This is a genomic window from Leucobacter japonicus (assembly GCF_001273855.1).
Classification (GTDB): Bacteria; Actinomycetota; Actinomycetes; order Actinomycetales; family Microbacteriaceae; genus Leucobacter; species Leucobacter japonicus.
On sequence record NZ_JHBX01000104.1, the window covers coordinates 535,133 to 559,916 of the forward strand.

At 62.0% G+C, this 24,784-nt stretch carries 23 protein-coding genes; 7 read left to right on the forward strand and 16 right to left on the reverse strand.

Going from position 1 to position 24,784, the window contains the following annotated elements; all coding sequences use genetic code 11:
* The first annotated feature begins 320 nt into the window (after nt 1-320).
* The gene (locus AMS67_RS06880) at nt 321-758 is read left to right on the forward strand and encodes a hypothetical protein (protein WP_053386665.1); all 438 of its coding nucleotides are present in this window, start codon (nt 321-323) and stop codon (nt 756-758) included.
* 96 nt (nt 759-854) lie between these two features.
* Here the strand turns inward: AMS67_RS06880 and AMS67_RS06885 are convergent, their stop codons facing one another.
* Nucleotides 855-1,196 carry a hypothetical protein gene (locus AMS67_RS06885; RefSeq protein ID WP_053386666.1) on the reverse strand — a complete coding sequence of 114 codons (342 nt, stop codon included), beginning with the start codon at nt 1,194-1,196 and terminating at the stop codon, nt 855-857.
* Between the two features lie 152 nt (nt 1,197-1,348).
* On the reverse strand, nt 1,349-4,897 hold the full coding sequence (gene mobF / locus AMS67_RS06890; RefSeq protein WP_442354827.1) for a MobF family relaxase: 3,549 nt from the start codon (nt 4,895-4,897) through the stop codon (nt 1,349-1,351).
* A 75-nt stretch (nt 4,898-4,972) separates the two neighbouring features.
* On the opposite strand from mobF, the gene AMS67_RS06895 reads away from it, so the two are divergent.
* A complete protein-coding gene (locus AMS67_RS06895) occupies nt 4,973-5,971 on the forward strand; it encodes a hypothetical protein (RefSeq protein WP_156316559.1) in 999 nt (332 codons plus the stop codon).
* Between the two features lie 129 nt (nt 5,972-6,100).
* Here the strand turns inward: AMS67_RS06895 and AMS67_RS06900 are convergent, their stop codons facing one another.
* The 13 genes from AMS67_RS06900 to AMS67_RS06955 all read right to left on the reverse strand — a co-directional run bounded on the left by AMS67_RS06900 (nt 6,101) and on the right by AMS67_RS06955 (nt 18,255).
* Nucleotides 6,101-6,457: a hypothetical protein gene (locus AMS67_RS06900; protein ID WP_053386669.1), complete on the reverse strand. Its 357-nt coding sequence runs from the start codon at nt 6,455-6,457 to the stop codon at nt 6,101-6,103.
* Nucleotides 6,458-6,915: 458 nt separating this feature from the next.
* A complete protein-coding gene (locus AMS67_RS06905) occupies nt 6,916-7,173 on the reverse strand; it encodes a hypothetical protein (protein WP_053386670.1) in 258 nt (85 codons plus the stop codon).
* A gap of 346 nt (nt 7,174-7,519) precedes the next feature.
* Nucleotides 7,520-7,882 carry a putative quinol monooxygenase gene (locus AMS67_RS18220; RefSeq protein WP_370726585.1) on the reverse strand — a complete coding sequence of 121 codons (363 nt, stop codon included), beginning with the start codon at nt 7,880-7,882 and terminating at the stop codon, nt 7,520-7,522.
* A gap of 62 nt (nt 7,883-7,944) precedes the next feature.
* Nucleotides 7,945-9,120: an acetyl-CoA C-acyltransferase gene (locus tag AMS67_RS06910; RefSeq protein WP_053386671.1), complete on the reverse strand. Its 1,176-nt coding sequence runs from the start codon at nt 9,118-9,120 to the stop codon at nt 7,945-7,947.
* The gene (locus AMS67_RS06915; RefSeq protein ID WP_053386672.1) at nt 9,120-9,764 is read right to left on the reverse strand and encodes a CoA transferase subunit B; all 645 of its coding nucleotides are present in this window, start codon (nt 9,762-9,764) and stop codon (nt 9,120-9,122) included. The genes AMS67_RS06910 and AMS67_RS06915 overlap by 1 nt, the downstream gene beginning before the upstream one ends.
* Nucleotide 9,765: 1 nt before the next feature.
* Nucleotides 9,766-10,479: a CoA transferase subunit A gene (locus tag AMS67_RS06920; RefSeq protein WP_053386673.1), complete on the reverse strand. Its 714-nt coding sequence runs from the start codon at nt 10,477-10,479 to the stop codon at nt 9,766-9,768.
* 172 nt (nt 10,480-10,651) lie between these two features.
* The gene (locus AMS67_RS06925; RefSeq protein WP_053386674.1) at nt 10,652-11,671 is read right to left on the reverse strand and encodes a 3-keto-5-aminohexanoate cleavage protein; all 1,020 of its coding nucleotides are present in this window, start codon (nt 11,669-11,671) and stop codon (nt 10,652-10,654) included.
* A gap of 52 nt (nt 11,672-11,723) precedes the next feature.
* The gene (locus AMS67_RS06930) at nt 11,724-12,932 is read right to left on the reverse strand and encodes a cytochrome P450 (protein WP_053386675.1); all 1,209 of its coding nucleotides are present in this window, start codon (nt 12,930-12,932) and stop codon (nt 11,724-11,726) included.
* Nucleotides 12,933-12,977: 45 nt separating this feature from the next.
* The gene (locus AMS67_RS06935; protein WP_053386676.1) at nt 12,978-14,255 is read right to left on the reverse strand and encodes a cytochrome P450; all 1,278 of its coding nucleotides are present in this window, start codon (nt 14,253-14,255) and stop codon (nt 12,978-12,980) included.
* Between the two features lie 37 nt (nt 14,256-14,292).
* Nucleotides 14,293-15,525, reverse strand: a complete 1,233-nt coding sequence (locus tag AMS67_RS06940; RefSeq protein WP_053386677.1) for an NAD(P)/FAD-dependent oxidoreductase — start codon at nt 15,523-15,525, stop codon at nt 14,293-14,295.
* Between the two features lie 14 nt (nt 15,526-15,539).
* The gene (locus AMS67_RS06945) at nt 15,540-15,857 is read right to left on the reverse strand and encodes a 2Fe-2S iron-sulfur cluster-binding protein (protein ID WP_053386678.1); all 318 of its coding nucleotides are present in this window, start codon (nt 15,855-15,857) and stop codon (nt 15,540-15,542) included.
* Nucleotides 15,858-16,378: 521 nt separating this feature from the next.
* A complete protein-coding gene (gene purU, locus AMS67_RS06950) occupies nt 16,379-17,221 on the reverse strand; it encodes a formyltetrahydrofolate deformylase (RefSeq protein ID WP_053386679.1) in 843 nt (280 codons plus the stop codon).
* Between the two features lie 2 nt (nt 17,222-17,223).
* Nucleotides 17,224-18,255 carry an aminomethyl transferase family protein gene (locus AMS67_RS06955; protein ID WP_162230824.1) on the reverse strand — a complete coding sequence of 344 codons (1,032 nt, stop codon included), beginning with the start codon at nt 18,253-18,255 and terminating at the stop codon, nt 17,224-17,226.
* A gap of 368 nt (nt 18,256-18,623) precedes the next feature.
* On the opposite strand from AMS67_RS06955, the gene AMS67_RS06960 reads away from it, so the two are divergent.
* From AMS67_RS06960 to AMS67_RS06980, 5 genes are all read left to right on the forward strand, one after another.
* Complete coding sequence (locus AMS67_RS06960) at nt 18,624-20,102, forward strand: APC family permease (protein WP_053386681.1); 1,479 nt, start codon at nt 18,624-18,626, stop codon at nt 20,100-20,102.
* Nucleotides 20,103-20,408: 306 nt separating this feature from the next.
* Nucleotides 20,409-21,254, forward strand: a complete 846-nt coding sequence (locus tag AMS67_RS06965; protein WP_053386682.1) for an SDR family NAD(P)-dependent oxidoreductase — start codon at nt 20,409-20,411, stop codon at nt 21,252-21,254.
* A gap of 162 nt (nt 21,255-21,416) precedes the next feature.
* On the forward strand, nt 21,417-22,877 hold the full coding sequence (locus AMS67_RS06970; protein ID WP_162230825.1) for an APC family permease: 1,461 nt from the start codon (nt 21,417-21,419) through the stop codon (nt 22,875-22,877).
* Nucleotides 22,877-23,260, forward strand: coding sequence for an antibiotic biosynthesis monooxygenase family protein (locus tag AMS67_RS06975; protein ID WP_053386683.1), 384 nt, complete (start codon nt 22,877-22,879; stop codon nt 23,258-23,260). Before AMS67_RS06970 ends, AMS67_RS06975 begins: the two co-directional genes overlap by 1 nt.
* A 30-nt stretch (nt 23,261-23,290) precedes the next feature.
* Nucleotides 23,291-23,599 (forward strand): oxidoreductase, encoded by a 309-nt coding sequence (locus AMS67_RS06980; protein WP_277619555.1) that lies wholly within the window; start codon nt 23,291-23,293, stop codon nt 23,597-23,599.
* Nucleotides 23,600-24,253: 654 nt separating this feature from the next.
* Here the strand turns inward: AMS67_RS06980 and AMS67_RS06985 are convergent.
* A complete protein-coding gene (locus tag AMS67_RS06985; protein ID WP_053386685.1) occupies nt 24,254-24,772 on the reverse strand; it encodes a hypothetical protein in 519 nt (172 codons plus the stop codon).
* Nucleotides 24,773-24,784 lie beyond the last annotated feature (12 nt).

Below are 24,784 nucleotides of genomic sequence, written 5' to 3' on the forward strand. Positions count from 1 at the left end.
CCCCCATGAAGCGCAGGTACCATGGCCTTGCTCAGGCAAGCTCGCTCCTCAAGGCTCGCCCGGCTTCGGTGACCCCGACCTCGAAGAACATCGACTCACCCAGACGCTTATCGTGGCCCCAAACAGGGGCCCTTCTGCACGAAGAAGGCATGCCACCAGAAGCTGCACCCGGATTGGAGATACGTTGTAACTAGCTGCCGAGGGCTTCTCGTCCGAGGCAGAGGATCCAAGGCGTCGGTCGCGTCCGCCCCCAGCCAGTACCTTTGTAGGGCGTCGCCGGTCTGCGTCGCGAGAACCCTAACTAGAACCGAGGAGTGCACATGTCCGAGATGTGGCAGGGGGTAGCGCTAGGCGCCCTTTTCGCGATTCCGCTCGGCATCATCGTGAACCTGATCTCTCCTCGGATTCAACAGCTAGTTGATCGCCGTTCCGAGCGCAGCGCCGCAAAACGGGCTCAGCAGGATGTAGTTTTCCGAGATCGAGTTTCAGCCCTCGCAAAGGATCGGTCGGCTCTCTATGTCGAGCTTCTCGACACCCTGCTTCGCGTTGCCTACTTCACTGCGCTTTTCGGAGTGCTGTCCGGCGCGTTGTTCTTCCTTGGTCAGGTTTTGCCTTATATGGGCCTTATTTCCAGCGTGATTTTGGCACTTGGCCAGGTGACGGCCTTTATCGGCGCGCTGACAGTCCTCAACGTCGTTCGGCCGGCAGTTGCACTCGTCCGTGAAATCCGGGCCACTTCTGAGACTGACAAGACCTAACCGGCGCTAGATCGCTCCGCTCGTCTGTCAAAAACGGAGCCAGGCCGATGAAGGCGCATTACCTGGCATCGGTACACGCGGCGACCGAAGCAGCACCTACCTCGCGCTCGATGTTCGTGCCCTCCATCGGTTGACGGCCTCCTTCATCCGGGCCCTTACGATCAGCAGCAAGCTGATCGGACCGAGCACGAGGAACGAGATCCCCATCACGAGGCACCACAGGAGCGGCACGCTGAACAAGGCGTGCCCTCCGTCCTCCAGAATGCCTTTGAAGATGTTCGCGACGAGGAAGTAGGGCACCGCGATCAGCATCGCGGGAGCGCCCCACTTGTGACTGTCGCGACGGTGAACGATCCGCTGAATGAGCCGGAAACTGGGAACATAGCGGTTCAGTGCGGAGACCACGACCGCGACTCCCGAGACGATGAAGCCCAACATGATGATTCCTCTCAATAGCGCACTGCTGTAGGTAGCGGCGCTATTGGAGGTGACCCTAAGGCCCGGCCCGGAGGCGAAATGTGTCATGCAGGTTTCTGCCGCTGCCCTTCTACTGTACGTCGAGCCATTGAGAAGTGGAACCCTCGGGTCGCCTACAACGACCGTCCGCCGCGGCGGATCAGCGCGTTCGCAGCGGCCTTCGGGCGTGTCCACTGGGTGGTGAGTGCTCGTGCGCGATGGAGTACTTGTGCGGCGCGGGCTTGGTCGATCTTCTGCGCGATCCCGTCCGCGTCCGGGCCGAGGGCGTCGTCACTGGTGATGTCGTAGCGGTCGCGGTATGCGGCGACCGTGCGCGCATATCGCGTCCAGGCTTCCTGTTTCCGCGGATCATCAGGCCGCGCCCCGAGCGCCCGCACCCACGGTGCTGTGTCTGCGGCGGCTTGCTCGGCGAGGGTGGTGGCGCGTTGTTCGATGAGCTGGTGCCGTTCCGCGAGCGCCCGCCGCAAGTCCGGCTCGGTGATCCCGCCGGCAACGGGAATCAGACCCGCGATCAACCGCGGCGCCTGCGCCGCACGCCCGCCGCTAGCGGGGTGCTCGGTGGCGGTCGCGAGGCGCCAGTGCAGTACGGAGGCAATGTCGTCGGCGTAATCGAAGCCGCGGGCTTTGACCAGGCGCGGGAAGAGCCGGTCAACATCGTGGTGGTTCGCTTCGGCGCGGCGGAGCTCCGAGGCGAGGGCGCCGAAGGCATCGGAGTCGAGCACGGCATCGACCTGCGAGGTGGTGAGGCCGGATACCTGGATGAGGGTGGCCCAGCGGTCGTGTTGAGCTTCCGTGGCGATCGTCTCGTACTCGGCCGCGAGCTGCCGGATCGACCCCCACCGTTCTTGCTCCCGCTCGATCGTCTCGTGCACCGACAACTCCACCCCCGAGTGATTGAGCACACCGAAGAGTACGCGCCGTGCTGCCTCCTCTGGATCTTCGGCTTCGTGCGGATGCTGGTGGGCGTCGTCGGGTGCGTCGACGGTGACGTAGGCGTGGTTCCCGTCTCTTCCACGTGTGAGCGCGACGTACAGGTTCTCCCGGGTCATTGAGGGGTCGACCAGCACATGCGACGTGTCCACGGTGACGCCTTGGGCGCGGTAGGCGGTGACGGCGTAGCCGAGGTCGAGGTGTTCGGAGACGTAGTCGGCGGGCAGCACAATCGACCCGCCACGATCACGGCGTGTGGGGCGGATCGTCACGGAGCCGTCGAACCGGACCTTCGTGATTGTCCACCGGTTGCCGTTCTGTACCCAGGTCGAGCCTGAGCGAAGATCCCGCCGATTCTTCCGAGTAATGACGACATCTCCGACCGCGGCGGTCGCGCCGCCGTCGAGGGTGACTTCTCCGCGGATGGGTTTCACGACGCCGGTGAGGATGAGTTCGGCGCGGGCGCGGAGGTTCAGGGCGGTCATGGATTCGGCGGCGTCGGTGACGAGGATCGACGCGATCCCCGCCTCCCGGTCAGCCCGCCACGCCTCATACGCCCGCGCGGTCATATCCTCGGTGTCGCCGCCTGTGATGCGGCTAGCGTCTTGGTAGGTGTCGATGACGGCGGTGTGGCCGAGGCGGAGCCCGAGCGACGCGCGCTTCTCCCACTCGTTCGAGAACCGGTGAATCGTGAACAGCTCGGGGGTATCGGCGCGGTCGCCGGCGAGGAGTCCGAAAGCTCCGGCGGCTTCGACGGCTTGGAGCTGGGAGTAGTCGCCGACCAACAGGACTTTCGCCCCGGCGTCGGCGGCGAGGTTCGTGATGCGGTCGAGCGAGAGAGTGCCGGCGAGGCTGGCTTCATCGATGATGACCAGTTGCCCCGCCCGGAACTCGGCACGCCCTATCTGGTGCAGTGTCCACCATCTCGCGGTGTTCTCCGTCTGAATGCCGAGGTCATCGGCGAGGACTTCCGCTGCAACGACCGACGGTGCGAGCCCTATCACCGAGCTTGTGCCGTGCTGCTGTTCCCAAGCGTGGCGAAGGGCGTTCATGGCGGTGGTCTTCCCGGTCCCGGCGGGGCCGACGAGCAGGTCGAGCGTCCTGCCCGATACGGCGATCTTGGTGAGGGCGTCGGCTTGGTCGGGGCCGAGCATCCGCCCGTCCCGATCCGGTGCGCCCGTCACCCGCTCGATCACCGCGAGCGGCAACGTCGGTGCGGTCATCGTGTGGGAACGCTCCAAGAGCCGCGCTTCGGCTTCCAGCAGTTCCGCTGAAGAGAACAGGCCTGAGTGGCGGGGCCGGAACGCACTCATGCCGTCAGAGCGCTGGAACCGTGCCGGGGTCGAGGCCAGCTCCGGCGGGGTGAGGCGCAGCGAGGCGCGCTCGGCTGCATCGACGACCAGCCCGGTCACGGCCTCCCGGTCGCGGGTCGTCGCGAACCGGTACTCCATCGTCTGCCGCGCCGCCTCCGCCGTCAGGTTCCACCGATGCCACGTCGACCGCTTCGCTCCCACGGCCTCGACCACGTTGTGTGCGATCGCTTCGATCAGGTCGAGCGGCATATCATCCGCCCGCAGCACCCGCACGGTGCTGGCGGGGATCGCTTCGCGCGCCCACGCACCGGCATCGCGGCCCAGCTTCCTCGTGGCTCGCTTGCGCCATTCGGCCGTGAGGTCGGCAAGGGAACGAACCTTCTTCTCGGGCCGGGTTTCGAGGGTCGCTTGCGCGCGGAGCTTGATGACCGTCGCCGCCGACGGCTGACGCCCGTGCCGCTGCACGTAGTCGGCGATGAGGCGATCTTTCGCAGCGTCGATCTGATGGGAGCGGGTCGAGAACTCGAGCACGAGTTCTTCCGGCACCGTCTTGATCGCCCACGTCGGGTTCCGGTCCCGGCCACGCTCCCTGGCTTCCCATTCGATGCCGAGCAACCTGGTGAGGTGGTCGGCGATGATCGCCTCGTGCAACTCGGACAGTGCGACGGTCGCGGCGTGCATGGGGCGGCCGTCGAGCGACCGCCATCGCCCGTCGAGCACCGTCCGCAATTTGTTCGATACGACGACGTGCGTGTGCAGGTGCGGGTCGGAGGCGCGGGAGTCGTAGTGATCGTAGGCGGTCGCCGCGATGCCGAAGGTATCGACCTGGGCGACCGCGCCGCCGTCGGCGCCGGTCGAGCCGACGCGGGTGGCGGCGACCTCGCGTTCCATGAACTCGATCACCTCACTGATCGCTGCATGGTGCGCGTCAGCGATCAGGGCTTGCGTGCCCGCGTCTGCGACCGCCCACAGCACCGATGCCGATTTCGGCAACGAGAACGTGTAGTCGTACCCCACGACGGCCTTCCTTGTACCCCGGCGTCGTTCCTCGTCCTCGATCAGTGCGACGGCCTCCGCGCGGGAGGCCGGGCCGAGGTCGGGATCGAGGGCTTCGATCCGGGCTTCGATGCGCTGTGCCGGGGTCGAGTAGACCGGGTAGGCGTGCCCGAGCGGATCACCGGTCACCGGGTCGCGGCCCATGCCAATGAGCAGCTGCAGTTGCTCCTCCGACATCTCATCCCCGACCGCGATCTGCCCGCCGGCTAGCTGCGCGACACCGGCACCGAGCCACCTCCCGGGAGGATTCCCGACCTCGGAGTAGTAGCGCGTGAGCGGGGTGGACAGCGAGCGGTCTCCATCGCCGGTGACAACAGAGCGCAGGAGGTACTTGTAGCCGTCGCCGGCGCTCATCACCCGCATCGAAACCGTCACACCAGTCAGGTGTCCCGTAGCGAACCCCGTAGCGATGTCGTACCCAGCTGAGATACTCGGAGAGTGAACTACCGAATGGCAGAAGGCGCCAGCTACGAGGGGCGCGACTCAGATGGAAACGAGACCTTCCGCGTATCCATCCCTGCGGATGAGCATGGCTACTTCGGTCGCCAGTGTCCGTCTTGCGAACAGCTTTTCCGTATCCACAGTGCGGACTACGAGGCTCTGCCAGATGATCTGAAGCTGACTTGCGCATACTGCGGACATGTCGATGACCACGGCGACTTCATGACCCAGCAGCAGCGGGACAGAGCGATGAGGGCGGCGCAAGACTTCGCCATGCAACTGATTGGCCAAGCCTTGGACTCGTCGTTCGGCTCACTTGCTCGGTCTACACGTAGCAATCGATTCGTGAAGTTCACCTATCGTTCCAAACCTTTCTATCCCGAACCGCTCCCTGGCATCGACGAGGAGCGTCTGGTGCGCGAACGTGTATGTCCGACATGCAAAACCAGGTACGCCGTCTTCGGCGAGCACCGCTTCTGTCCGGTCAGCGGCCCCCTCACTGCACGAGATGTCGCAACAGACGCGCTCGCCGCAGAAACGGCGAAACTCGACGCACTCAGCGATATCCCCGAGGCGCAACGCGCGGTTCTCCGCGAACAAGGGGTATTCGATCGGCTCTACGTGGACACGATCGGTCACGTCGTCGGCATCATTGAAGCCGTTGCTTCGGCGACGTTCAACGCTCGTGCCACGAATGCGAGCGTTCTACTCAAAGGCAAAGGCAACATCTTCCAACGTCTGGACGATCTGGCCGACCTGTTCGTTGAACATCTTGGGATCAACGTTCGTGAGGCTGAGGGGGTGGAGTGGCCAACGCTTCTCCGGCTCTGGGCAGGTCGGCATGTGCATATGCACGCTGACGGTCTCGTAGACGAGAGGTACCTTCGGTCAGTCCCAGACTCCCCTCTGAAGGTTGGACAGCGCGTTGTTGTTGCTGAGGTCGACGCCCGCACCGCTATTCGCCTCGCCTCATCGCTCTGCGAGGCAATCGCGTAGCTACAAACCGCTGAGTGGCTTGGAAAGCCACAGCACTACTGCTTTCTCGATTTGGAAGTACCCGGCGTTCTAAAACATATGGAATTGCGTGCGGGGTTGCGCTCTGTCGCCGCGCAACCCCGGTCAAAGTCAGAAGAGCGTCGGATCGGCAGGCTTTTTTAGCGCGGTGCGCCTTGGCTGGGGCGTCAGCAACCGCCGCGCCTGCATCGGCAACTCTTGGGGTTGCAGTCGTTCGGCGAGCATGCGCTTCACGTCGCTCCATAGTTCGGGCCGGTCGCGGTTGGCATCGCGTTCGCAGTCTTGGCGAAGATCGTGGAGGAAGCGCGCACGTCGGTCTGGCGTGGAGAGCTGGGCTTCGTAGAAACCGTCGAGGTTGTGGTGGGCGATGAACCCGAAGTAGCCATGAGTTGACAGGCCTTCGTACAGGGGGCGGGTGAAGCGCTCACGCGGGCAGTCGGCGGCGATGAACCGCATCAGGGCGTTCACGAACCTGGCCTTGCGTTCCGGCGTGCCCGACTCCCAACCCCGAGGGTACGAATTGGGCTGGCTGGTATCTCGGCGTTCTCGTACTCATGGCGTGCGTCCTTCCTCGCTGGGACTCAGTCAAGAAGAAGGTGCGCGCAGTCAGCTACGACGCGGCAAGCGGATCAGAGCGAGCAGCGGGTGACTTTTGGGGCGAATAATGCTCACTCAGACCGCAGATGCAAGACGCGTGAGAGCTGAGTGGCAGGGGCCTCGGTGGGATGGACTGGGATGACCGGCTGGCGGAGCTTAGTGGTGCGGGATCTGCGCAGGGTAAGAAGCGGCTGGTGAACACTGGGGCACCTAAGAGGTGACAATCCGGCAGCGCTAAACGCGCGGGCTGGAAGCCCATATCACACGGAGTCCCGATGCGAGAAGCCCCAGCACTGCCCACCTGCTCTGCGCCGCTCGGTGTCGGGTCACTATTCTCCGGGTACGGTGGACTCGACCTCGCCGTCGAGCACGTCGTTATTGCGCAGAAGATCCGGTTCTCGGAAATCAAACCGGTAAAGCAGGTGTTCTCGCTCCGCTGGCACGAGGCCCCGAACCTCGGCCACCTCGCTGTGCACTTTGTTGGATGTCGACTCGTTCAGGCTGTTCGTCACGTGCTTTTCCACAGGATCCACGCTGTCATCGCCGATGTGCGCGGTCAGCTCCGCGCGGATTGCGGACTGCAGCACCTGCCGATTAGGCCTCGTCTGCGGGCCGTTCGAGCCGGTCAATTCACGCGTGAGTTCAGAATTCGGCCGTGGTTGACACGAGTCGCTGCTCACGCACAGCCGCGAATAGTTGATCCGCGACCGCCGTCATGTCATGTGGTGACGCAAAGGCGTTTCCCGTTCACGGATCGATCTTCTCGCTGTCATCAGTTGTCGTTGTCAGGACCATGCTCCGCGCATGATTTGTCTTTCCGCGCGGCTCACGCCGCAGCAGTCACACACAGATTTCCCGATAAACCCGGCCAGTCTTGAAAGGCGTAGCATCAGAGACTCCGGGTGGTCCCTGCTGCGATCCCAACTTCACTTTTCAAACACTGTCAAAAATGCCGCGGTCAGTATCTCCGACAGGAATACCCAGGAGCCTGACTACTTCTGGCTCTGATGCCAGGTGCGCCTCCACGGCTTCGCTGAGTTCAGCCACCGCTGAACCTCCAGAGTGGCGATGGAGGAGCTCCTCAGATTCCCACTTCTCAAGAAGCACAAACGAACCGTTGTCAGCATGAAAAACCGCATAGAGAACGCATCCCGGTTCCTCGTGCACTGCTGGGATTGAGGCTCGTAGCGCGTTCTCGAGATCAACCTCGGCACCTTCTGACGGCCAAAACACTGCCATTAGATTTACGGACATTCCAGTTCCTCCGCTATCTTCTCGCTCATTAGATGGGTCCATCCGGCTCACAAATGGGATCGAGTTCCGCCGGAAGTATGCGACAGCCCCGGTCCACTGGGCGGTTACACCGCCCGCAGCACGACCGCGCTGCCTTGTCCTCCGCCGCCGCAAATTCCGACAGCGCCCAGCGCTTCCGAACCGAGTTCGGCCAGCTGCCGTGCGAGCGTGCCAACGATGCGAGCGCCGGACGCGCCGATCGGGTGACCGAGCGCGATGGCACCGCCGTGCGCGTTCACGAGCGCGGGATCGAGGCCCAGCTCACGACTCGAATGTACTCCGACCGCGGCGAACGCCTCGTTGATCTCGACGGCGGCGAGCTCGGACGCCGCCGCGCCTCCCGGGACCTTCGCGAGCGCCGCTTCGATGGCCCGAGCCGGCTGCGAGTGCAGCTGGACATCGGGACCCGCGACGAACGCGGCCGCCTCCACCCTGGCGATCGGGGCCAGGCCGAGCCGCTCAGCCGTCGCCTCGCTCACGAGCACGAGCGCCGCCGCGCCGTCCGTGATCTGCGATGCGTTGCCCGCCGTGATCGTGCCGTCCTTCGCGAACGCGGGGTGCAGGCCCGCGAGAGTCTCGGCCGTGGTGCCGGCCCGGATCCCGTCGTCCGCGTCGACCACGGTGTCGCCGCGGCGCGAGGAGACGGTGAATGGGGCGATCTCCCCCGCGAGGAAGTCCGCCGAGGCGGCGGCCCGCTGGTGAGAGGCCGCCGCGAAGGCGTCCTGCTCCTCGCGGGTGAGGCCGAGCGGGGTGTTCCCTTCCTCGGTGAGAGCACCCATGGCCGTGCGCTCGAAGGCGTCGGAGAGGCCGTCGTGGTCCACAGTGTCGGCCAGCTGGGCCGTGCCGTACTTGGTGCCAGCGCGCATCGGGATCACGTGCGGGGCGAGCGACATCGACTCCTGGCCAACGGCGACCACCACGTCCGCCTCGCCCGCGTTGATGAGGCGCACCCCCTGCGACACGGCCTCCGTGCCGGAGAGGCATACGGCGTTCAGCGTGATCGCCGGGACGCTCAGAGGGATCCCGGCCCCCACCGCGGTCTGACGGGCCGGGTTCTGGCCCGCGCCTCCCTGCAGCACCTGGCCCACGAAGACGGCGTCGACGGCGTCGGGCGAGATGCCCGCGCGCTCCAGGGCGGCCTTCGCCGCGTGCGCGCCGAGCACGGTCGCGGGCTGGGCGGCCAGCTGCCCGGTGAAGCGGGCGAAGGGGGTGCGGGCGTATCCGACGATGAATGCGGTCATCAGTTGCTCTCCTCGAGGTCAACGGTGAATGCGGCTCCCGTGGTGGCGCGGATCTCCTCTTCATCATGCCCCGGGGCGATGCGCTTCAGCACTAGCGTCCCGTCGACAATGTCGAATACGGCTTGGTCGGAGATGATGCGATCAACTACTCCAACTCCCGTAAGCGGCAGGTCGCACTCGGCGACGATCTTGGGCGACCCGTCCTTCGCGACGTGATCGGTGATCACGATCACCCGCGGTGTTCCGGCGACGAGATCCATAGCGCCGCCCATGCCCTTCACGAGCTTGCCCGGGATCGTCCAGTTCGCGAGATCACCGTTGCCCGCAACCTGCAGCGCGCCGAGGATCGCGGTCTGTACGTGACCGCCGCGGATCATGCCGAAGGAGGTCGCCGAATCAAAAATTGCGGCACCGGGTATGAGCGTCACCGTTTGCTTGCCCGCGTTGATGAGGTCGGCGTCCTCGTCGCCTTCGTAGGGGAACTGGCCCATGCCAAGAATCCCGTTCTCACTCTGCAGCATCACGCTAACGCCCTCGGGCAGGTGGTTGGCCACGAGGGTCGGAATCCCGATCCCCAGATTGACGTACTGCCCGTCCTCAAGCTCCGAGGCTGCGATCGCGGCCATCTCGTCACGCGTCCACATCTCAGGCCTCCACAGTCTCGCGAGCACGAACGGTTCGTTGCTCGATGTCCTTCACTGGATCCTCGACTCGTACGATGCGTTGGACGAAGACTCCGGGGGTGTCGATCCGCTCGGGATCAAGGTAGTCATCGCTCAGATGCTCGACCTCTGCGACGGTGACTCGGCCCGACATGGCGACGAGCGGGTTGAAGTTCTGGGCCGTGAGCCGGTAACGCAGATTACCCTCACGGTCGGCCGTGTGCGCGCGAACCAGCGCGACGTCGGCCACGATGCCGCGTTCGAGGATCGCGCGCTTGCCGTCGAACTCGGCCTCGGGCTTGCCCTCGGCGATCGGCGTGCCGACGCCTGTCGGCGTGTAGAAGGCAGGGATGCCAGCGCCGCCTGCGCGCAGTCGCTCGGCCAGGGTGCCCTGTGGCACGAACTCGACCTCGAGCGCACCGCTCAGGTACTGCTCGGCGAAGAGCCTATTCTCGCCGACGTACGAGCCCAGCACTTTCGACACCTGCCGGTTTTCAAGCAGCAGGCCGAGACCCTTGCCATCGACGCCCATGTTATTGGAGACGATCGTGAGGTCCTTCACACCCATGTCGCGCAGCGCCACGATCAGGTTGTGGGGAACCCCGCACAGGCCGAAGCCACCGACGGCGATCGTCATGCCGTCTTGCACCACTCTGTCGAGCGCTTCCGCCGCGCTTTGGTTCAGTTTCAAGGCCATCGTATTCTCCGTAGCGTTTTGAGATTTTGAACTGATGACAAACGGTTTTCAGCACCGGTAAGCTGCTGGCGGAGAACAACCACGTTCAGATACAGAAACAGCTCTATCTGCGGCTGGTTTTGAGCGGTGGCGCACCGGTAGGCGCCACCGCTCACCCTCGGCCATTCGAGAGTCAGACGAGCGGCTTCACGCCCATAATCTCGCGGTACTCGGTCGGGGTCGCAACCTCGCGACCCAGCGACTCGACAATCGTCTTGATCTGCAGGAAGGCCTCGAGATTCGACGTCAGCTTCTCGTCCTTGTGCGGGTACTTCCACACCGTGTCCTCCATGCCGACTCGGATGTGCAGGCCGAGCAGCGCGGCGGCGGTCGCGAGGAACACCGAAGCGCGGCCTGCGGCGCAGACGAAGATCTTCGCCTCGGGGTCGACGTCGCGCACGAGCTCGACCATCCGCAACAGACCCGTGAACATCTGATGCGGGTTCTCCATCGGGCTCGCACCCGGGATAGAAGGCAACACGCACCACACCTGGCCCGGACCCAACAAACCACTGCGGAACAAGAAACGATCAGCATTATTCACATCAGCATCGGTATACACCGCCACAACCGGCGCCGCACCAGCCTCAAGAATCAGACGCGTCTTCTCAATCATCAACGGCGCAGGCTTCGCAAACAACGCATCCCCGTTATACAGCACCGCCGTGTTCACAGGCACACCATCAAGGATCTTGTCCTTAATCGCAAGCTTCATCTCTTCCCACTCACCCGGAAGCGCCGTCACATAGCAGCCATCAACTGAAATGCCCGGGAACTCCTCACGCAGCGGGTTCACAACCGCCTTGAAACGGTCACGATCAAGCACGTTATAGCCGTTATCGCCGCGCATATGCAAATGGATCGCGCTCGCACCAGCACGAGCACACTCCTGCGCATCTTTCAGTATCTCTTCAGTCGTAATGGGCTGATTAGGGTTCGCATTCCGGGTATAGAACGCACCCGTGATCGCCGACTGCACGACAATCTTGTCGGACACATCCCACTTAGGCTGAATCTCACCCTCATGGAAATACGAGTGCGACGGGTCGATGATCTCGGGAAAACCATACGGACGCCAAATCAGACGCCCCTCAGCACGCTCGACACCTTTCTGCACACGATCCCAGTGAACAGTATTATCGTTGAGTCCCATTTCCTATGCTCCTTCAGTTGATGGTGGGGATTCTTGCGCTGGCTCCTCAGGCCTAAGCAGTCAATCGAACGAACAACTCCTCGCAGTTACGATGACGATCGGAGAACACCCACTGCGGCTCACCGACAACCTCGATCTTCTCGAACCGCTCGGCGAGCACGTCAAGGATCGCGCGAATCTCGATACGCGCGACCGCCTGCCCACAGCAAGCATGGGTACCCGCACCAAACGCGATTGACATACTCGCCGACGGCGGACGGGTCCAATCGAACCCATCGGGATCACTAAACACTTCGGGATCACGCACTGCCGCCCCGAGAAGGAAGCGCACCATCTGACCCGGCTGCACAGTTACCCCACGAATCTCATACGGTTCAGTGGCATACCGATCGACGAGCACCTCGGGCAGAGCGCGCCGGAAGATCTCGTTGATGATCGCGGTACGGGCATCAGGGTTCTCCCGATACGCCTTCCAAGCCTCTGGATAACTCGCGAGATCCGCCATCGCCGAGGCGATCACATAGCCAGGGTTGTGGGCCGCTGACCCCCACAGAATCTGCACCGATTCTTTGAGCTCCCGATCACTGAGACCACCCTCATCATTGATTCTGATCAACTCATCCAGGAGGCCGTCCCCAGGATTCCTCCGCTTCTCCTTGATCAGCCGATCGACCTGGAACATCATGTAACCAAAACCCTCGCGCGCGAGAAGCTTTTCCTGTTCCGTCGGCTGCCACCCCATCGAGTCCATCGTCTGGTTGGTAGCGATAATGTACGGCATCCCATCCTCGCGCGGGATACCAAGAAAGTCAGCCATAGCATCCTGCGCAGGCTGCACACCCAGATACGCATGCGCGTTAATGACGCCATCAGGACCGATACCCGCAAGCGCGGCACGCGTCGAATCAGCAGCAATATCGGCCATTCCAGCGGCGTTCTTCGGGGTCAACCACTTGCGGAAAGACTTATGGATACGAGTGTGCCGCTCACCTTCAGTCATCAGGACCGAGTTGGTGTTAGCCACCCAAGGGCTATCGCCAATCCCGTCCGGGGAAACCGCAACCAGCTCCTGACTCCTCAGATGCTCAGTAATATCATCGTAGCGACTCACCACAATGGTCCCGTCATCAAGTTGCAAGATCGGGAACTCTTCTCGCACCCGAGCGAACCAGGGCCAAGGAGCCTTAACAAACTCAGGGTCTCGCCAAGGCAGCAAATCCTCACCCTCAGGGGCCTTCGGCGCTTTGGTCATGGTGGTCATGGTGTCTCCGTAGTTACGTTGGTGTCTGGGCGGGTAATGCCGGCGCTAGCTCAGGCGCAGGGGGAGCGTGACGTAGTGGCGAGAGAAGTCCGTGTTGTCCATCTCAAAGGCACCCGCGAGCTCGATGTGCTGGACGCGTTCAGCGACGACATCGAAGATGGCGCGAGCCTGGGCGCGTGCGTATCCTTGGCCTGCGCAGGTGTGCGGACCGAGGCCAAAGGACAGGTTGCGGCTTCGGTCCTGGGGGCGCCGGAAGTCGAAGCGATGCGGGTCGTCGAATGCGTCCGGATCCCGATTGGCGGCCCCAATCATGAAGCGGATGCGCGAGTCGGCGGGAATATCGACACCCCGAATCGTCACGTCCTCTAGCGTGGTCCGGTAGAAGGAGAGCTCGGGCAGGTCAAACCGGACGACTTCGTTGATGATGGCATCCCGAAGATCCTCGTTCTCGCGGTACGCCTGATAGACCTCTGGCAGCTCGGCAAAGGTACGCAGCCCGGCCGCTATGAGGTAGCCCACATCCATGTGCCCGAGGCTGTAGAGCATAATCAGGGTTGCACGTGCCTCCTCCAGCGACAATGAGCCTTCACGGGCGGCGTCCTGCAGGGCGGCCATCAGACCCTCGGAGTCCTCGTCGAGATTCGCGAGGAAGGCGTCCACGCGTGCGGTCAGCTTGTCAAATCCGACCGCGGCCATCTCGAAGGTCCCCTCGCGCGGAAGTGCGGAGAGCATCGGCATGGTGTCGGTCATTTCCTGCATGACTTCCAGCGCTTCGCTATCGTCTACCTGCAGCACCCGACACATGGTGCGATGGGTGGGGAGCACAGAAAGATCTTTCCAACCGTCGATCTCCTCCCCTTGCTTCTCCTCCAGGATCTCGCGGGTGACGCTCGCGGTGGTCGTTACCCAGTCGCGTACGGCCTTCGGCGCAAACCATTTTGTGGTGAGACGCCGCAGGCGTGTGTGCTCGGGAGGGTCGGTGCCGATGATCGTGGCGCTGGCCAACGACCAGGGCCCGGCCGCATCCCAGCCGGGTTCTACCGACATGCAGGGCATCAGACCGAACTCCATGACGTCGTCATAGCGTGCAACGACGTAGGTGCCGGACTCCTCTCGCAGCACAGGAACCTCTGCCTGGGCGCGTGCATACCAGGGGTGCGGGTCACGCTCGAACGCTGGGTCGTCCCAGGGAAAGTATTCATGGTCGCTGAGCTTGCCGTCTCCAGGAGGGAGCGGATCGAGGCCGTCGAAGGTGACCCCACCGAATCGGAAGTCGGCGCGATGCTTCTTGCGCACCTCTGGGGATGCATCTGTGACTGTCATGACTCCTCCTTGAGTTTCCTGATCTGACCCGAGCCCCTTAGGTCACGGGCAGTTCCTTGGCATACGCCTTCAGGTCGAATTCGTGGTCGCGAATCTGTTCCATGCTCACGGTCGCCTGGTGTTCCAGGAGCTTCCGAGCGGCGACATGGTCGGCCGGCGCGTTGACCGATTCAACGGCGACCAGGTTCCCATCGCGGAACAGGAACTGGCTGAACTTGCCGCGCCCTCGATCCCCCCGTTCGATCACCACATCGGACGGATCCGCCAGTCCCGCGATCTGCAGTTTCGCAGTAGCCTGGTTCGACCAGAACCACGGAGCAATGTCGTACTCGGTCGGGGTACCAGAGATCGTCTTGGCTACAGTTTTCGCCATATCGGTAGCGTTCTGCACCGACTCCAGCCGCAGATTGCCCCCGAAGTGACGCGAGGGGAACACGGCCAGATCGCCGATCGCGTAAATATGGGGCTGATTGGTGCGCAGCTGCGAGTCGACGAGGATGCCTCGCTCGCAAGCAATGCCGGCCTCTGTCGCCAGGGCATCATCGGTGACGACGCCGAGCCCGACCACCGCGAAATCGCAAGGGTACACTGCGCCGGAGGTGCCGACCACGGCGGTGACATGGCCGTGCTCGCCGACAAAGTGGGCGAGCCCTTCGTCGAAGTGAAGATCCACGCCCAGATCCTGATGCAGCTCAGAGAAGTAGTCCGACATCGACGGCGAGAGAACGCGTTGCATCGGGCGTTGCGCGAAATCGATCACGGTAACGTCCAGACCACGCTGTGCCGCAACGGCTGCGAACTCCAGGCCGATGAACCCTGCGCCTACGACGAGCACTCGTCCGTGCCCCTCCTCGAGTTGCGCGCGAAGACTCTCGGCGTCATCTACGGTGCGCAAGTAGCTGATACCGGCAAGATCGCAGCCATCGCAGTTCGCCCGACGCGCATCAGCTCCAGCGGCGATGACGAGGTCATCGTACGCGACCGCCTCTCCGCTCTTGAGCGTCACGTTCTTCGCATCTGCATCGATGGCGACCACCTTGGCTCCGGTGCGCAGTTCGACTCGGTGCTCACCGTAGAACTCCGAGCCGCGCAGGGGCATTGGGTTCGGATCCCCATTGGCCTTCATGTAATCCTTGGACAGCGGTGGCCGCTGATAGGGCAGGTGGTCGGCCTGATCGAGCAGGATGATTCGATCCTGATCTCCTTCAGCCCGCAACGACTCGGCAGCCTGCACTCCAGCATGCCCCGCCCCGATGATGACAACGGTCATGGTGAACTCCCATTTCAGTTCTGAGTGGCCGGAAGATCGACTTCGAGTTCGTCGAAGTCACGACCGGCGACGATCTGGCAGCCCAGACGCGAACTGTCTTGCCGATCCTCAGTCGTACAGTCGAGCATCTCGTCTTCGTCCTCAGAGATCTCCGGAAGACCGGCGCCTTCGCGAACGTACACGTGACAGGTGGCGCACATGGCCTGGCCACCGCACTCCCCGATAATGCCATCGACGCTGTTGACCAGTGCCGCGCGCATCACCGAGGTTCCGTCAGGCGCCTCAACGGTGTCTACCTCGCCGTCTGGATGATGGTACGTAATCTTGGGCATCGCCGTCTCCTTAGCTTCGTTGCCGGATCTAACTGTTTATTTAACATTAATCAAGGAACCAGGTCAAGCCGCCGAACGCCTCGGATTCACTAACCGATCTCCCAGTACCAAGGTACTCAGAAGTTTGGCCGCCCGGGTTCGGTCCCTAGATTCCCAGCATTCCTGCGCATACCGGACCCAGTATCTCCCCACTGCGCCTGCGGATACCCGAACACTCCCCGGGCGACCTCTGGCGACCTCACCGCCGGATTCGACATAAAGCCCTCCCTCCAATACACATGCAGATTCGTCGTGCGGGTGCAGATCTGCGAATCCCGCGCGATCGAGTTCCCATTCCGGGATTGCATAGTTCTTCGAGCCCTCGGGCTGCGGGGTGAAGACCCATCGGGCCCTCATCCGCGGGCAGTGCTCCGTAACGGGCCGAAACTCGTCAGATTGCATCAGCTCGGGCTGACCGTCGGAGGTTGTGTTGGCGGTCATCGTTGTCTTCCGCTCGATCCGTTGCGTAGCGAAAGCCCGTTCTAGACGAGGACGACCGTGTGTTGCCCGGTCAGGAAGACACGGTCTTCGGCATGCAGCCTGACGGCTCGGGCGAGTACGGAACGCTCGACATCGCGGCCCAGGACGACCAGCTCGTCCGCAGACTGCCGATGATTGACGCGGGCGACGTCCTGCTCGATGATGGGCCCTTCATCGAGGTCAGCGGTGACATAGTGTGCCGTTGCGCCGATCAGCTTCACACCACGGCGGTGGGCCTGGTGGTACGGTTTGGCACCTTTGAAGCTGGGAAGGAATGAGTGATGGATATTGATGATCCGACCTGAGTACTGAGCACAGAACCCGTCAGAAAGGATCTGCATGTACCGCGCGAGGACGATAAAGTCGACCCTATGCTGCTGCGCAAGCTCGGTCAGCTGGGTTTCGGCTTCCTGCTTCGTCTCGGAAGTGACGGGAATGTAGGCGAAAGGAATACCCTCGCGCTCCACTCGCTCACGCAGCAGTTCATGGTTCGAAACCACCACGGGGATCTCCACCGGAAGCTCACCGCGCCGATACCGGTACAGGAGGTCGTCGAGGCAATGATCGAGTTGAGACACCATCACGAGCATCCGCCGATGGTCTTGCACTGAACGGAGCTGAACGAGGGGGTCGAAGATCGACACGCGTGAGAGGATCCCCTCTCGGGCGTGCTCGCGGGAGGATGCGGTTTCGAACTCGATCCTCACACTGAACAGTCCGCTGCCGTCATCGGCGAACTGGGCACTTTCGAGAATGTTGCCGCCTGCGGCGGCGATGCCGCCCGAAACGGCATGAATGATGCCCGGCTGGTCAGCGGCGCTCAACCTCAGGATGAAGCGTTCCATCGTCAGGACCTCACGTGAGTGCGCTCAGGATCGAACACCGGCGTCTTCCTGACGACCGCGCGCGCGATGCCGCCCTTGCCAGCCACTCCAAGTTCGTTACCGATGCGTGCGTGTTCACGAGCAACCTTGGCCAGCGCCAGCGTCTGCCCATCCAGCACCGGCGAGGTGACGGCCATCGTAATACGACCGACCGGGACATCCCCGGCCAGAAGCTCCTGACCATCGAGACCCTCTGCCGGCAGATCGATAACGACGCTCACAAGCCTGGTGGGGGCGCTGTCCTTCTTTGCGAGCAGCGCGTCTCTGCCCTGGAATTTCTTCTTTTCGAGATCCAGCGTCCATCCCAGACTGCACTCGAACGGCAGAGTTTCGCGATCGTACTCGAAGCCCCCCATCACGAAACCGGCCTCAGTACGCGCCACGAGGATCGCAGTCATCCCCATCATCTGCACACCCAGATCGGTTTGGGCGAGAATCGCGTCCCATAGCTGGTCGGCATGCTCGACCGGCACCATCACCTCGTAGCCCAGCTCGGCAGTGAAACCGAGCCGCAAGAATGTCGCAGGCGCTCCGGCAGCAGTCACCCCGGTCAGCGAACCGTAGTACGGGAGTGCCTCGTTGGACACATCCGCGTCGGTCAGACGCTGCAGCAGCTCACGGCTGCGCGGTCCCTGCAGCGAAGCCACTGCGATCTCAGATCGGCGATCGGTGACGGTCGTTCCAGCAGGAACTGCCCGCTCGAGCTGCTCCTGGGTGAGCATCTCTCCGCCGAGCATGATGACCTCCTGATCGGAGAACTTCACGACCGTGACATCTTCGATCATCAGGCCGTCGGCATCGACCACAACGCCGTACGCAACCCTGCCGTAGGGCAGTGAATCCACGTCGCGAGAGAACACCGCATCGACCGCAGCAACCGCGTCCGGCCCTTCGACGTACCACTTGCGAATCGTGGAATATTCGAGGGCGACGACCCCCTCGCGCAGCGCAGCATACTCTGCTTCGGGATCTCCGTAGTCTCGCGCGAAGGGCATCCCGAATGAGTCGTCCCACGCTTGCACTTGATCAGCGAACCTTGCAGTGGTGGGAGCAGGCTCAAGCCCAACTGGCATCGGCATTGATGTCAACCTTCCGTTCGTGGGCGGCGCCAGGTACACAGCACAGCCCGATGACGACCGCTCGCTTCAAGCAGTTGCTGCGACTCTACCAAAAATTGAATAAATGAGCATTAAATTTTCGAAAACCCTTGACTTCCGCCCCTACTGAACGTGAAATAAATATACCGCCGAGTGGACGGCACAATCGGGCACCCTCCGATCACGCCGCACATCAGCAAGGTCGCACGTGGGGCATACCCGGCCGTGTCGCGTGGCCTCCGCCCAACAGGAAACGAGCGTCAACGATGACCAACCTTTTGCCCAGCACTCCCCCGCCCGCCGCCCCGGACGCTTCGCAGCGCAAGGGGGGCGGCAAGCTCACCGGCAAGATGGGCGGCATTTCTCTTGCTCTGACCGTGTTGGCGTTCTCAGCCCCGCTGTCGGTGGTGAGCGGCTTCATTCCCGTGACGATTATCTTCGGCGGCGAAGGAGCACCGTTCGGGTTCATTCTGGCGACAGTCATCTTGCTCCTGTTCAGCATCGGCTACGTCACCATGACCAAACGGGTCGACAAGCCCGGGGCGTTCTACGCGTTCGTCAGCCGGGGACTTGGCAAGTCCATGGGCCTCGGCGCCGCCTTCTTGGCTGTCGCTTCCTACTTGCTCGTACATGTCGGCAATCTCGCCTGGTTCGGCATCTGCGTGCAGGCCCTCATCGGAGGATTCGGCGGTCCGGCAACCCCCTGGTATGTCTGGTCGCTGACCGGATGGGCCGCGATCTCGATCCTCGGCTACTTCAACATCGAGCTGTCCGCAAAGGTCCTCACAGTCGTCATGGCCCTCGAGGTCGGACTCATCATGATCTTCAGTATCTTCACGCTCGTTCAGGGGGGCGCCGATGGACTTTCCGCCGCGCCTTTGCTGCCGACCGAGTTCTTGAAGGGTGATATTGGCATCACGCTGCTCTTCGCAGTCCTGGTGTTCATGGGGTTCGAGGCAACCGCACTGTTCCGGGACGAGGTCCGCAACCCGAACATTACGATCCCCAGAGCCACTTATGGCGCGGTGATCTTCGTGGGCGTGCTGTACACGCTGGCCTGCTACGCACTGGTGACCGCTTTCGGTTCCGAAGCAGTGGAGGTTGCTAACGCGACGCCGACCGAGATGTTCCCGATGGCTGTCAGCCAGTACGTCGCGACGGTGTTCGTCCAGATCGCGCTCGTCCTCGTGGCGACCTCGGCGATCGCCGCTGCGCTCTCGATCCACAACGTAGTTGCGCGATACGCTTACAATCTCGGCTACGATCAGGCACTCCCCCATTCGCTGTCTCGCGTGCATCCGAAGCACCACTCGCCGTATATCGCGTCCAACACCGTCGCTGTCGTCACTGGTGCGGTGCTCGTACTGATCGCGGTGCTCCGATTGGACGAGGGCCTGCTCTACGCGCAGCTGATCGGTATGGGGTCCGTAGGCGTGCTCTCCTTGTATGCTCTCGTCTCAGTGGCCGTTATCACCTGGTTCGTTCTGCGCCGAGACACCTTCCCAGACAACGCCTTCAAGACTTACGTCGCCCCCGGCATCGCGGCCGCCGCGTTAGTCATCGTCGTGGTGCTGGCCACCCTGAATTTCCACCAACTCGTCGGCGGCGACCCGGGACAGTACACCTGGCTCCTCACCCCCCTGCCGATCGCCATGGTCGCAGGAATCATCGTCGCCAGCTACTTCCGCCGGAACAAACCAGCACGGTACGCCCGGCTCGGGCGTTCCGATTACGCCAAGGACTAGGAAATCCAACGATGATTGCAAAGCCCTGTCGGCTTCTTCTCATTGCAGTGCCATCGCAGTACCCATATCAGTGACGTTCCCCATGTACATCAGCGATTTCACCGTAAACCCATCAAACCTGGCGAACATCGACGATCGGTAGCGGGAATCCCAACTCCCTGAAGCTCATCCAAGCGTCAAAGGTCGCCGGAATCAGAGTTCGAGGCGGTGGCGCGAAAACGAGCACCACACGCCTCCTAGCACTCCAATTCATGATCCATGCACCGCATCTGATCGCATCACTCATCAGAACAGGAATGAACCACCATGACCCAGCAGATCTTCCCCCGATTGGCCGGCCGGAGCGCGATCGTCACCGGCGCAGGCCAGGGCATTGGCCAGTCCATCGCTCGCCGTCTCGCCGCCGAAGGCGCCGATGTGATGGTCATCGGCCGCACCCCGGCAACGATCGAGCAGACCGTACAGCTCATCACCGACGATGGAGGCACAGCCTGGGCATTCGCGGCCGATATCGCTCAGGACTCAGACATCCCGCGCATCGTCAACGCGGCCATCGAACGATCGGGCCAGATTGACATCCTGGTCAACAACGCAGCCGTATTCACAGAGCCCCCCTTCCTGGACCTCGAAGCTGAAACCATCCGTGAGACATTCGGCATTAACGTTGTGGGAACGCTCCTGCTGTCTCAGGCCGTCGCCCGCGGCATGAGCGAGCGCGGCACAGGCTCTATCGTCCACATCTCATCCGTCGACTCCCTCGGCGCAGATGGACCGTTCACCGCCTACACCGCGACGAAGGCCGCCGTCGTCAGTATTGCGCGGACGATGGCGATGGAGCTCTCACCGCTCGGAGTCCGCATCAACTGCGTCGCGCCCGGCTTCGTCAACACCGACATGGTGCACAAGACGTCAACGCCGAATGTCCTGGACCACATGCTGCACCACTTCGACCGCGTTCCGTTGCGTCGCCTCATCGAACCCGAGGAGATCGCCTCGACTGTCGCTTTCCTGGCCTCCGATGACGCATCAGGCATCACCGGCACCAACCTCATCGTGGATGGCGGCCTCACCTCCAACCTGTATGTGATGGAAACGTTGCCAGAAGAGATGATCCCCCTCGAGACGACTACCGTTCGCCCGGAACTGTCGTAGAAAGAAAAGAACAGCAAGCACCGGTTGGAAGAACGCGAAAGAGAGAGCATCTTTATGTCACGATTCGCAAGCGAGACGGGGAACAGCCCCGTACAGACAGCCCGAGTTCCCCCGGCAACGAGTGATAAGCAATCAACTCAGTTGCGAGGCAGGATGGGGTCGGTGTCGTTAACCTTGACTGTTCTCGCCTTTAATGCCCCGATTGCGTGCGCCACAGGCTACATCCCTATCGCGATTATCTTTGGCGGAGAAGCAACGCCCGTCGCGTTCCTGCTTGCGACGACTATTCTGCTCATTTTCAGCGTGGGTTATGTCACTATGACTCGACGGGTGGATCGTCCGGGTGCGTTTTACACCTTTGTAAGTCGCGGCCTAGGCAAATCGGCAGGGTTGGGCACTGCATACTTAGCGATAGCCTCATACATGCTCGTGCTAATAGGCATGTATGTGTTCATCGGAGTTCTCACATCTGATTTCATACAATCGTTAGGCGGGCCAGCCGTTCCATGGTGGATCGGCGGCGCCATCGGTTTCCTCATCGTGAGCATCCTTGGATACTTCAATGTTGAGTTGTCGGCCAAAGTCCTGTTCTTGGTGATGGTGGTTGAGATTCTGGTCATTCTCATCTTCAACGTCTTTACTTTGGCGCAGGGAGGCGCCGAAGGGCTCTCCGCGACGCCCTGGTCTCCGGCCGAATTCTTCTCCACCGGAAGCGTTGGGGTAACAATGCTCTTTGCGCTCATGGTGTTCATGGGTATCGAGTCGACGGCCCTCTACCGTGACGAGGTGCGAAAGCCGAGCGTCACCATTCCGCGGGCAACCTATGGCGCCGTCACCTTTGTCGGCCTACTGTACGCTGTCACCTGCTGGGCCCTCATCTCAGCGTACGGTTCCTCTGCGGTCGATGTCGCTACGAACAACACGGTTGATATGTTCGCCAGCGCAGCAGGACACTTTGTAGGACCAATCTTTATTCAGATCACCCTTATCATGGCCGTCATGTCAAGCTTCGCGGCGAATGTGTCTATACACAACACAATCACCAGATATGCATACAACCTTGGACATGATCGCGCTCTGCCGCACGTACTCGCTCATGTACACGGAAAACATGCGTCCCCCCACATTGCGTCCAATGTCGTAGCCGCTGTGGTTGGCCTGGCCATCATACTCGTCGCAATCCTTCCGATCGATGGGGTGACACTCTATGGAGTCGTGGTATCGATCGGCACCGTTGGCGTGCTCGGACTCATGGCGTTCGTAAGTTTCGCAATCACCGCTTGGTTCGTGAGGCTTCGTTCGAGCAATTCAGACGGCCCCTGGAAGACATATATTGCGCCTGCGCTCTCGTTCCTTGCGCTCTCGTTCGTGGTTGCGACCGCAGCGATCAATTTCCACCTGGTAGCCGGAGGGGAACCCGGACAGTACAACTGGCTGCTCATTCCGCTGCCTCTTGTGCTGCTGGTTGGCGTTGTCATCGCTTTGCGGCTTCGCAGGATCGATCCTTCGACATACTCGCGCTTGGGCCGTGACGAACCGACGGCTGAACACACAAGCGAAGAACCTGATGACACGCTGCGTGACCCTGCGCTTTCAAGCACCGCATCAGGGAAGGGCCAGTAATGATCATCTGTTTGTTCGGCGTGAGGTATAAGGAAGGCTACGACAAAAAGCTCGAGGCAAAACTGGATGAGATGTTGATCGAAGCGCTCCGCACGGTCCAAGGGTTTGTTTCTTTTCATTCGTATTCCGCGGAAGACGGCGAAGTACTGGGAGTCATTCGGTTCGACTCGAAAGATGCTCTTGAAGCTTGGCGGAACGACCCAACGCACCGTAGCGTCTGGCATATTGCTCCTGATTTCTATGAACACTTCTATATTCAAAATGCCGAGACCTACCGTGAATACGGATGGCGACCAGAGGGCAAACGGGGAGTGCGTACCGGTGAAGATCTGAGAGACAAGTTCGCCAGCGAACCGTCGAATCGGGGCCGTGCAGATGAGTAGACATCGAGCGAGACTCTTTGAACTACCGCCCTGCGGAATCTCACCGTACGAAACCGGCCTTGGGGGTCTCCAATGTGCCAGGACTCCGTGGAGCATCGCGACGGGGTAGTAACGCCCTGGCATTTTGTCCACTATGGCGGCTTTGCCAAGGGTGGGGTAGGCGCGATTATTGTCGAGTCGACTGGGATCGTTCCCGAAGGGCGCATAACGCCAAAGGACCTGGGGCTGTGGAACGACGAGCGGCGCGACGCGCTGAAGCCGATCGTGTATCTAAGAGGTTCCGCCGATAGGTCGCTGCACGCGGCGCGGCGACGCGAAGACGGGCGCGAGGTCCGTTAACGAATTTGGTGTGAAAAAACATCAACAAGACGCCTCGTGCCCGTCTCGGGTGCTGGCTTGGTGGCGCGGAGGCCCTTCGTTCGGTTCGACTCCGAACTCGCTCTTGCACTCGTCGACGAGAGCCTGATCCGGTCACTCATCGGGATGGGCGGCCTAGGTCCGCCGCGAAAAAACCGCCGAGGTCTTCAATATCTGGTTCCCGCGACGCAACTCACGCACTTCACACTCGAGCTCCATGATCCGGGCCGGGGCACCATAGCTCGCTTCAGGATCTGCTGGGCCTTGCGCACGAGCCGGACCGTGCGCTCGCGAAGCTCTGCGGAGTGTTGCTTGAGCATCGGGGCAGGTTCTTTCCGAGAATCCCTACCCTCCATCACACACGACACGATTCAGCGAAGATCTCGTCCGCGGTATTGGTCCACACAAACGTGCAACGTGCCACCTAATCGGCGCGACGGGACTAACGAAGCGCCGTAGACGGCCCACCGTCACAGATTCCTCTCCGCCGCACACGCAGAATCGCGAGTTGGCCACAGTGGCTCGCGGGATTGAAGTTGTCCGTGTCGGCGGACTGAATAAAGCGTGACGGTTGCGTCTCAGCGAGCTGTCGACAACCCGATCGACCCATCCACGTGCGAACCCGCGGGATGCGCGTTACTGGCCGATGAGCTCACGCTCGGCGTCCAGGAAGCGTTGTAGCGGTTCGACTGGGTCGGCGGCGCCTGCGAGATCTCGCCGGATGAATTCCAGGAGGGCGTGTTCGTGCGCCACAAGGCGACCGGTCGCGGACTCGTCGGCTTCGTCGCTCAGCTGATGGAGGCGCTCCATGCCAACGAGTGCCTGTTCAGCCAGCGGCTGGATTTTCGCGAAGTAGTTCGACCACCCCTGCGGAATGTTGTCGTTCGTGAAGTCGATGCCAACCTGCTTCGCGCGATCAGGATCGACAGCGACGCCGTGGCGCGCGATGAGAGGAAGCAGCAGGTCGGCGGTTGCGCGTTCGACATCGGCGGCGAGCCGGGCCGCTTTCCGCTGGTAGTCATCCTCGGCGATGTCGGCGAGGAGGGCATACATCGCCTCGCCGATGATCTCACCCTCGTAGGCCTTACGCAGCAGCGTGTCGCGCGTCGCTCCTTCGTCAGAGTTCACAACGCCCTCAACGTTTTCCTCAGTCATGTTCTTCTCCTC

Coding starts and splice junctions, on each gene's coding strand:
- AMS67_RS06940 (WP_053386677.1), bottom strand. CDS start 15,525: ATGACCGTTGTCATCATCGGGGCGGGGCATGCTGGAGTGCAGGCTGCC.
- mobF (WP_442354827.1), bottom strand. CDS start 4,897: ATGCGGGTGATGAGCGCCGGCGACGGCTACAAGTACCTCCTGCGCTCT.
- AMS67_RS06880 (WP_053386665.1), top strand. CDS start 321: ATGTCCGAGATGTGGCAGGGGGTAGCGCTAGGCGCCCTTTTCGCGATT.
- AMS67_RS06920 (WP_053386673.1), bottom strand. CDS start 10,479: ATGGCCTTGAAACTGAACCAAAGCGCGGCGGAAGCGCTCGACAGAGTG.
- AMS67_RS06985 (WP_053386685.1), bottom strand. CDS start 24,772: ATGACTGAGGAAAACGTTGAGGGCGTTGTGAACTCTGACGAAGGAGCG.
- AMS67_RS06910 (WP_053386671.1), bottom strand. CDS start 9,120: ATGACCGCATTCATCGTCGGATACGCCCGCACCCCCTTCGCCCGCTTC.
- AMS67_RS18220 (WP_370726585.1), bottom strand. CDS start 7,882: ATGGACCCATCTAATGAGCGAGAAGATAGCGGAGGAACTGGAATGTCC.
- AMS67_RS06955 (WP_162230824.1), bottom strand. CDS start 18,255: ATGCCCTTCGCGCGAGACTACGGAGATCCCGAAGCAGAGTATGCTGCG.
- AMS67_RS06965 (WP_053386682.1), top strand. CDS start 20,409: ATGACCCAGCAGATCTTCCCCCGATTGGCCGGCCGGAGCGCGATCGTC.
- AMS67_RS06935 (WP_053386676.1), bottom strand. CDS start 14,255: ATGACAGTCACAGATGCATCCCCAGAGGTGCGCAAGAAGCATCGCGCC.
- AMS67_RS06945 (WP_053386678.1), bottom strand. CDS start 15,857: ATGCCCAAGATTACGTACCATCATCCAGACGGCGAGGTAGACACCGTT.
- AMS67_RS06930 (WP_053386675.1), bottom strand. CDS start 12,932: ATGACCACCATGACCAAAGCGCCGAAGGCCCCTGAGGGTGAGGATTTG.
- AMS67_RS06960 (WP_053386681.1), top strand. CDS start 18,624: ATGACCAACCTTTTGCCCAGCACTCCCCCGCCCGCCGCCCCGGACGCT.
- purU (WP_053386679.1), bottom strand. CDS start 17,221: ATGGAACGCTTCATCCTGAGGTTGAGCGCCGCTGACCAGCCGGGCATC.
- AMS67_RS06885 (WP_053386666.1), bottom strand. CDS start 1,196: ATGTTGGGCTTCATCGTCTCGGGAGTCGCGGTCGTGGTCTCCGCACTG.
- AMS67_RS06925 (WP_053386674.1), bottom strand. CDS start 11,671: ATGGGACTCAACGATAATACTGTTCACTGGGATCGTGTGCAGAAAGGT.
- AMS67_RS06915 (WP_053386672.1), bottom strand. CDS start 9,764: ATGTGGACGCGTGACGAGATGGCCGCGATCGCAGCCTCGGAGCTTGAG.
- AMS67_RS06975 (WP_053386683.1), top strand. CDS start 22,877: ATGATCATCTGTTTGTTCGGCGTGAGGTATAAGGAAGGCTACGACAAA.